Source organism: Halomonas citrativorans (assembly GCF_014898005.1).
In the GTDB taxonomy this organism is placed as follows: Bacteria; Pseudomonadota; Gammaproteobacteria; order Pseudomonadales; family Halomonadaceae; genus Vreelandella; species Vreelandella citrativorans.
In genome coordinates this window covers 675,301-683,232 of sequence record NZ_JABUYX010000001.1, presented here as the reverse complement: position 1 = coordinate 683,232, position 7,932 = coordinate 675,301, and the positions used below count along the sequence as shown (strand labels likewise).

General features: G+C 49.4%; 7 protein-coding genes. 1 reads left to right on the top strand and 6 read right to left on the bottom strand.

The window, feature by feature from the left end:
* Positions 1-186 precede the first annotated feature (186 nt).
* The 5 genes from INT20_RS03070 to INT20_RS03050 all read right to left on the bottom strand — a co-directional run bounded on the left by INT20_RS03070 (position 187) and on the right by INT20_RS03050 (position 6,649).
* On the bottom strand, positions 187-1,434 hold the full coding sequence (locus INT20_RS03070; RefSeq protein ID WP_193056422.1) for an MFS transporter: 1,248 nt from the start codon (positions 1,432-1,434) through the stop codon (positions 187-189).
* A 169-nt stretch (positions 1,435-1,603) separates the two neighbouring features.
* Positions 1,604-3,109 (bottom strand): MFS transporter, encoded by a 1,506-nt coding sequence (locus INT20_RS03065; RefSeq protein ID WP_264299221.1) that lies wholly within the window; start codon positions 3,107-3,109, stop codon positions 1,604-1,606.
* Positions 3,110-3,348: 239 nt separating this feature from the next.
* Complete coding sequence (gene narL, locus INT20_RS03060) at positions 3,349-4,014, bottom strand: two-component system response regulator NarL (RefSeq protein ID WP_172116672.1); 666 nt, start codon at positions 4,012-4,014, stop codon at positions 3,349-3,351.
* A 2-nt stretch (positions 4,015-4,016) separates the two neighbouring features.
* Positions 4,017-5,864 carry a histidine kinase gene (locus INT20_RS03055; protein WP_193056421.1) on the bottom strand — a complete coding sequence of 616 codons (1,848 nt, stop codon included), beginning with the start codon at positions 5,862-5,864 and terminating at the stop codon, positions 4,017-4,019.
* A gap of 329 nt (positions 5,865-6,193) precedes the next feature.
* Positions 6,194-6,649: a YIP1 family protein gene (locus INT20_RS03050; protein WP_226912002.1), complete on the bottom strand. Its 456-nt coding sequence runs from the start codon at positions 6,647-6,649 to the stop codon at positions 6,194-6,196.
* A gap of 237 nt (positions 6,650-6,886) precedes the next feature.
* Between INT20_RS03050 and INT20_RS03045 the strand changes: the two genes are divergently transcribed.
* Positions 6,887-7,309, top strand: a complete 423-nt coding sequence (locus INT20_RS03045) for a MarR family winged helix-turn-helix transcriptional regulator (protein ID WP_193056420.1) — start codon at positions 6,887-6,889, stop codon at positions 7,307-7,309.
* Positions 7,310-7,346: 37 nt separating this feature from the next.
* Here INT20_RS03045 and INT20_RS03040 read toward each other — a convergent pair whose 3' ends face one another.
* Complete coding sequence (locus INT20_RS03040; protein ID WP_193056419.1) at positions 7,347-7,733, bottom strand: SirB2 family protein; 387 nt, start codon at positions 7,731-7,733, stop codon at positions 7,347-7,349.
* Positions 7,734-7,932: the final 199 nt, after the last annotated feature.

Sequence of the window (7,932 nt, the reverse complement as noted above, 5' to 3'; positions counted from 1 at the left end):
TCCTGGTCATCAGACACCTCGCTTATGGTGGCAATATTACCACCTACGTTGGTGTCCGGTTTTATTGAACCACTACAATTCTCGCTGATCACTGTGGTAGACAACACTCCATCATGGCAAATTACTAAAGACCGCTACTTCAAACGGTAAGCAACGGCTTTCAGAAGAGGGGGAAATATGATTTGCTTAATCTTCCGTCTCTTTTGTAAACGTTTTTACACGTCTTTCTGTCCACCACATCCAGATAATCGAAATAAGTGTTACCGCGAAGCACAGCATCCATACGGTGGTGGCGATGCCTGTCAGGTCGACGAGGGCGCCAAACATGATAGGCAGTAGAAAACCTCCCAGGCCGCCTGCAAGGCCGACAATGCCGGACACCAAACCAAGGTTTTCCTGGTAGTCATTGGCAAGATACTTAAAGACGGAGGCTTTACCAATTCCCCACGCAATGCCCACTACAAATAGCGCGGTAGTGAAAAGCCACACGGGAATGCCAAACCCAAACTCCACGCGAGCCCCATTGGCAGCGCCTTGAACGCTATAGTAGGTCTCTGGATAGGACATGATAAAGAGCGCAATTAAACTCGCCCATAAGCATGTCCAGGTTACAGTGTGGGCGCCGAAACGATCCGATAACCAACCGCCGAATGCGCGAATAATGCCGGAAGGCAACACGAAAATAGTGGCAATCACGGCAGCTAATTGAATGCCAAAGCCATATTCATTCATGTAGTAACGGGTAAGCCATAGTGAGACGCCGACATAGCCGCCGAACACTACCGAGTAGTATTGACAATACTTCCAGACTTTTGGGTCGTTGATAACGTTGAGCTGCTCACGCAAGGAGCTACGTTGTGTATTGCGATGGCTCGGGTCAGTAAACGAGAAGAACCAAAAGAAAGCGGCAGTTGCGAGCATGATAATCGCATACAGATTGGGTACCGCTTGCCAGCCAAGCATAACGATAACGGTAGGGGCTATGTATTTGGTAACCGCGGCACCCGCATTGCCCGCTCCAAATACCCCCATTGCCAAGCCTTGGCGATCTTTTTCAAACCACTTTGCCGTATAAGTGATACCAACCGAAAAAGCCCCCCCGGATAGGCCAATAAAAGCGCCTAGTATTAATAACTGCCAATAAGCGGTGGCGAACTGCACCAGCCAGATAGCGGGCACAATAACCAAAAGCACAATAAAGAAAACCGGACGCCCGCCGTAACGGTCTGTCATTGAGCCCAAGGGCAAGCGGGCGAGAGCACCGGTAAGAATGGGAATGGCCGTTAAAATGCCAAACTGCGTTCCGTTAAGTGCTAACTCCTCGGCAATAGGAACGCCAATTTCACCAAACATGGTCCAGACCATAAAGCACATGGTGAACGCAAAGGTGTTGGCAATGAGTACCGCATTCTGCTTAAAACGATGGGTAGCCATGGCGCCCCCTGAGTTTTCGCGTCAATAGGATAGATAGCATTGATATCCAGGTCCTCAATTTAATTGGCATCAAATCACTATGGATTACGCACATAGGCATTTTTGCGCAGGTAGAACCACCAGTTGATCAGTAGGCAAACCAGGTAAAAAACGGCAAAACCATACATGGCTACTTCAGGCGAGCCTGCACGAATTTGATCCCCCAGCACAACGGGAGCAATAAACGAGCCGTAACCAGCAATAGCCGCTGTCCAACCCAGTACCGGACCTTTTTTCTGCCGTCAAAAATAAAGCCAATACTGCGAAATGTAGAGCCGTTGCCGATGCCGCTGGCGGTGAAAAGCACCATAAACAGCAGCATGAATAACCAGAAGTATTGGTTAGGATCGGTGGCGTTGTACGCCAGCATCATGACGTAACCTGCCCCGGCTGATGCAAAGACCATTACCACCGTGATGATTTGTGTGACCAGTGAGCCACCGAATTTATCGGCTACCCAGCCACCGATAGGGCGTACCAGCGCACCTATAAAAGGGCCTATCCATGACCACGTAAGCGCGCTGGGCGCATCCGGGTTGGCGATTCGATTAATGCTTCCATCGGCAGCTATTTCGGCCATATTGCCGAATATAATCGTGATTGAAAGGGGAAGAGCCGCTGAAAAGCCAATAAATGAGCCAAAGGTGACGATGTAAAGTAGCGTCATTGCCCACGTGTGTTTATCACGGAAAATCGTAAACTGTTTTTGGATGTTAGGTTTGATTTGTTCGCCAGGTATAAGGCGCAGCATGATCAGAGTGACAATGACGGTGCAGGGTAGAGCCAGCCACATATTTAGCCAAGACAGCGCCACAAGGCCAAGGAATGTCGCAATAATACCGACACCATAAAGCCCCAGTATCTTGCCAAATGCCTGTAGCGGAGTGCCTGGGTCGGGGCTAATAGGGCGCAAGTTGTTCATACCAAACCAGCCAGCAAAGGCCAAAGGGATGAGAAAGAGCACCCAGATAAACGCCGCATTCTGTATCCAGGTAAGGGTGCCCGCCTCAATGCGGCCAATCAAGGTTCCGCTTGTGTTTTGAAGCTCCATGGGGCCGCCCGCAAGAACACCAAAAAGGCCGACAGTCATCACCAGAGGAACAAGGATTTGCATGGTGGTGACACCAAAATTGCCAAGCCCTGCGTTCATTCCCAGTGCGTAGCCTTGCTGTTTTTTGGGATAGAAGCTGGAAATATTACTCATGGAACAGGCAAAGTTTCCTCCGCCAATACCTGATAACAGGGCCAGTGCCTGAAAAATCCAGAAAGGCGTGTTTGGATTCATAAGCGCGAACCCAGTGCCTGCTGCGGGTATGATCAGCAATGCTGTGGTGAGAAAAACCGTATTACGTCCCCCCGCTAAACTAAGCATAAATGCCGCAGGGATACGTAATGTTGCGCCCGCCAGCCCCGCAGTAGCGGTAAGGGTAAAGAGCTGGTCAGTAGTGAAAGGAAAGCCCAGGTTTTGCATCTGGGTGGCGATCATGCCCCACATCATCCATACCGCAAAGCCTACCAGAAGGCTCGGAATAGAAATCCATAAATTGCGGTTTGCAATGTGCTTTCCTTCGTTTTCCCAGAAGCCGGAGTCTTCGACATCCCAGCGTTCAATGTCAGCATTTTTTCTGGCCATCATGTACCCCCTTGTAGAAAAGTGCCGCATAGCACTGCTTATACGAAAGATACGCGCTAGCAAGCAGAGGGGGAATGAGGCAGGTCAATGGATGGGAACTCTCAAGTACCTCTTACGAGGTATGTATGCTGAGTATCTAATATATTGTTTTTAAAAGTTTTAATGATGCGTTTGGTGGTGTAATAAATGGCAATAAGTGGAAGTTGGATTTTAAGGGGTATCCACTCATGGCAGGCTTTCAGCTACTTATTGAGGCCTTCTTGTACGGCCCAAACAGCCGCTTCAACGCGCGAGCGCAGGCTCAGCTTTTTGAGCAGGTGCTTAACATGTACCTTGACGGTGCCTTCGGTAATATCAAGCTTGCGAGCAATGAGCTTGTTCGACATGCCTGCGGCTAATTCGGCAAGAATCTCTTTTTCGCGCTGAGTAAGCGCATTAATAGACGGTTTCGCAGGGAGTGAACGCTGGTTGCGCAATGCTTGGGCAAGTAGCGCTGTTAAATTTTCGCTAATGGCCATGCGGCCTTTGGCCGCCTGGCGCAGTTGATGAATCATATCCTCTGGCTCCATGTCCTTTAACAAGTAGCCATCGGCCCCACCACGTAGCGCATCGACCACGTCGTCTTCCTGATCTGACACGGTATACATAATGACGCGGCCTGCATAACCTTCTTCGCGCAAATGTTTAAGTGTTTCCAGGCCATCCATTTCGGGCATATTGAGATCCAGCAGTACCATGTCTGGGTCAAGCGTAATGGCTTGATGGATGCCTTCACGGGGGCTTCCTGTTTCAAATACCAATGCCAGATCATCTTCCATTTCCAGTAATTGACGTACGCCTCGTCGTAGCAATGGATGATCATCAATTACGATAAGTGTGGCGGGCTCGTCGTAAATTTCGCTAGCCATATTCAAGTACTTCCTTCCTTGATAAGACGTTCGGTCAACGGGGTAAAGCACAGATAAACGCCTGTGCCTCCTTCCGGTCGATTATTGAAATGAAGGTCGGCATTAATGTTATTGGCTCGATCACGCATGATCACTAGCCCGTAGTGCATGGGGGGGGACTGATCATCCTGTAGGCCTATACCGTCATCTTCAATCGCCAAGTGCAGTGTTGCCTGATCAAATACCAGGCTAACGTGTGCCCAGTGAGCTTTGGCATGCTTATGTGTATTGGCGAGTGCTTCACGCGTGATTTGCAGCAGGTGTATTTCTTCACTTGCGCTAAGTAAGTGGGGCGGCAGACGGTAGGTTAGCTCGACCGGGAACCCAAGCCGCTGGCTAAACTCTTTGATGGTTTGCTGTAGCGCGGGCTGAAGGCCTGGCTTATCCAAACTAAGCCGGAACGTGCTTAATAGCTCACGGAGCTGGCGATAGGCACTATTCAGCCCTTCACGTAAATCGCTGGTCACGCCACGTTGTTGCTCGGCGGAAAATTGCTTCGCCTGCATGCGTTCCAGGCGGGTTACCTGCATCTTTAAATAAGACAGCGACTGCGCGAGTGAATCGTGAAGCTCACGGGCAATAATCGTGCGCTCGTTGACAAGAGAAAGTTGTTGCTCTTCTTCAATACGCTTCTGCAAAAAGATAGCTGTGGCCAGGTTGTCGGTAAGCGTATTGAGTAGCTGCTGCTTCGATGCGTTGATGGGCGCAGAGTAGCCCACGGTAAGCGAGCCAAGAATCTCCTCGCCAACCGCAACGGGCAGCACGATCGCTTCGGCATTGCGAGCAACTGCATTACCCCGTTGCGGCTCCAGGCAGGCAAGGCAGTTTAAGTCTCGACAATAGAGAGGCCGCTCGGATGAGTGGGTTGCCAAAATTGCCATATCAGTATCGTCATGCTCGCTGCGCAGCGAAAGCACGATAGGGCCGATATCCAGTAAGTCTTCAAGCTCGCGTAAGATAGGTGCCGTGCTGACGCAAAGGTCATTGCCGCCCCCATAAAGCGTACGGCTTCCATTGTGAATGATCTGGAGGGCGCGATTGTGGCGTTTAAGCTCTGCCTGCTTGTGAGATACACGCGCTTCCAACGCCTGGTAACGCGTATCCAGCCTTGCTGCCATCTGATCAAAAGCGCGCCCAAGCTGGCCTAGCTCATCGTGGCTGGAAAAATTAGAGTGATACTGGAAGTTGCCATGGCCCGCTTCGCGGCTCAGAACTCTAAGCTGGCGAAGCGGCGTCACCAGATTATGCCGAATATCGTAGAGCGCAATGAAAAGCAGCACACCAATCAAAAGGAAAAAAAGCAGCTGCAGAGAACCCAGTAAATGCATCTTGGATTTAGTGCTGCTTTCAAGTGTCGAGACATACTGGTCAATATGATGAATAAGATTATTCAGCGCTACTCTGGCTTGTGCTATATCGTTGCTACTACCGTGAATAGCATCATCAAGCAGGGGGATTAAGGTGTTATGCCACAGCGCTTTTAGCCCAGCAAGCTGCTCTTGAAGCACCTCATCATGGGTGTAGTGATACCCAACGGCGAGTACTGGGCCTTCCAGTTTCCCGGTAAGCTGATCAGTCAGTCGGTTAACGTTTTGTTGAGACCCGTTTTGCGTTTGGGTCAATGGGCCTAAGGCTTCAGAAAGCTGCGCGCTGTTCAAGCGTAATGAGCCCGCGACATTAATCGCCGCTGCATCGCCTTGGCTATTTTGGGCAATCATCATGGTGAAGCCGATGCTGAGAACGGTCATCCCCGTGATGGCCAGGAGGTAAGCAGTAATACGAGCTACAAGAGAGTGGCGTAAGAGATTCATGCGACTCCCATGGATTTAAAAAAGGAGAGGTCTTAAAAGGATAAGTAAAAGCTGCTGAAGCCGACGGCATGGCTAACGATAAATGACTATATTACTTATCGAAAGATATGAGAAGCAGATACACCGTATCTTGGTGAATCATGTAATCTTCTTTGTCTCTCGTCAATATAATGGTTGGTTAAGAGGCCTATCACGTAAAACCTAAACAAATGTGAGGCCGTGTGATTTTTTAGATTCGAGTATTTCTGATGAGCGTTATTTTTAGTGCTCACAAGCGACGTCTTCGCACATTGAAAATGCGCTAGAACTACCATGGTGTTCAACGGCGTTTAGTAAGCCCAAACAACCGCGAGCAAAACACCCCATCCAAGAATACCGGCTGACATAATAGTATAAGTAGCTGATATAGTGGCAACATCCAGCTCGTTACGAGTGCAGAGCGCTTGCAAGCCGTGATAAATCAGACTGCATGAAACGCCTAGAGCCGCCAATCCGACGATCACATTGAAAAATAACGAGGGCACCCATAGCGCAAGGGCTGATATCCATAAGGGAAGAGGAGCGAGTGTGGCAAGTAAATAGGCATTTTTATAGCTAATTGAAAGCTGCTCGACACCATTGACGACTGCGTGAATAACCCAGCCCATTATAAAAAAAGTCAGTAGCTCGGCCAAAAAAAGAATTGTCGTAATAAATCGCCACTCCCTTTCAGCAAAACCGGTCATAAAGGTATCGCCATAATGCGTTCCTGCATAATAGAGCATTAAAGGGGGCAATAACGACATGGGAAGAACCACACACTACGCTAACGTCGGAATGGAAGGCGAGTTCGATTTAAGCGCTTGCCAACCAGCGCGATGACTAAAGGGCATTTTGAAAAATGTAAGTACATTCATCTCAACTACCTCTTGGTGTCTTAGAATTAAACGGCTATATATCATATAATGATATTTTATTTTTAGAGGACGTCTTCGGTATTGTCAAGCGGGGGAAAGTCGTCACGAGCACGTTAAGGAGCATCCATGGCAGAAAAAACAGCAGTGCAAAAAGGTGAGCTTGATAAGGAAGATTTCGAGCGTCTATCTCAGTTTCGCTATCAGTTACGCTGTTTTTTACGTCGCAGCGAAGATATCTGTCGCAAGCATGGGCTCACCGCGTTGCAATACCAGCTGTTGCTGCACTTACGCGGTTTTGCTGAGCGTGATTGGGCAACGGTAGGTGAGCTTGCCGAGCGGCTGCAAGCCAAGCATCACGGCACTGTGGCATTGGTCGATCGCTGTGAGCAGCTATCACTCGTTGAGCGCCGTCAAGGACGTGAAGACCGCCGCCAAATAGAAGTGCACTTGTTGGAGGAGGGAATCGAACGCGTCACCCGAATTGCTGAAGCGCATCAGCCAGAACTCTACCAACTTCACGCCGGTATGTTATTCCCGCCTGGTGAGTAATGCGCGCTAATGGCGTCACTTTTTATGGGTAACGTCATCAGCTTAGCCATGAAAGCGGAGTCCGATGCATCGCAACGCCCAGTATATAGATAAATACCAGCACCGCCGCCGCGGCGGTACCGGCCCGAATGGCTGGTGTTTTACCGCGTTTAATCGCCATTGTACCGAGTAGTATATAAACAATCAGCGCGGTGATTTTGGCGCTGATCCATGGCGGAAGTGGCCAGAAGCTCAGCATGATGGCTAATAGCACGCCGAAGGTTAGAAGCGCCGTATCGATGATATGGGGGTGTATCTTGACCCAGCGCGCCTTAAGAATCGGTCGCTCAGTGACTGACCAATAAGCACGTACTATAAAGAAGGCGAGGCTCGCATAGGCGGCCGCCATATGAAGATGCTTAACCGCAAAATAGTGCTCAATCATACGTTTATCTCTGGATTAAAATAGCTTCTTGTGAACAAAAAACACCTCTTTTCGCTGAGGGGTTATACGGAGTTTCATCGCTATCTTGTCTGATTTACTGCCATGAATGAAACGTCGTCGCCTGTGGTCTTTAGCCGCGTATCCCTTAAGAGGTAGGGTGGGGTTATATGGAGGTAACCTGGCAGATATTGCCGTTTTA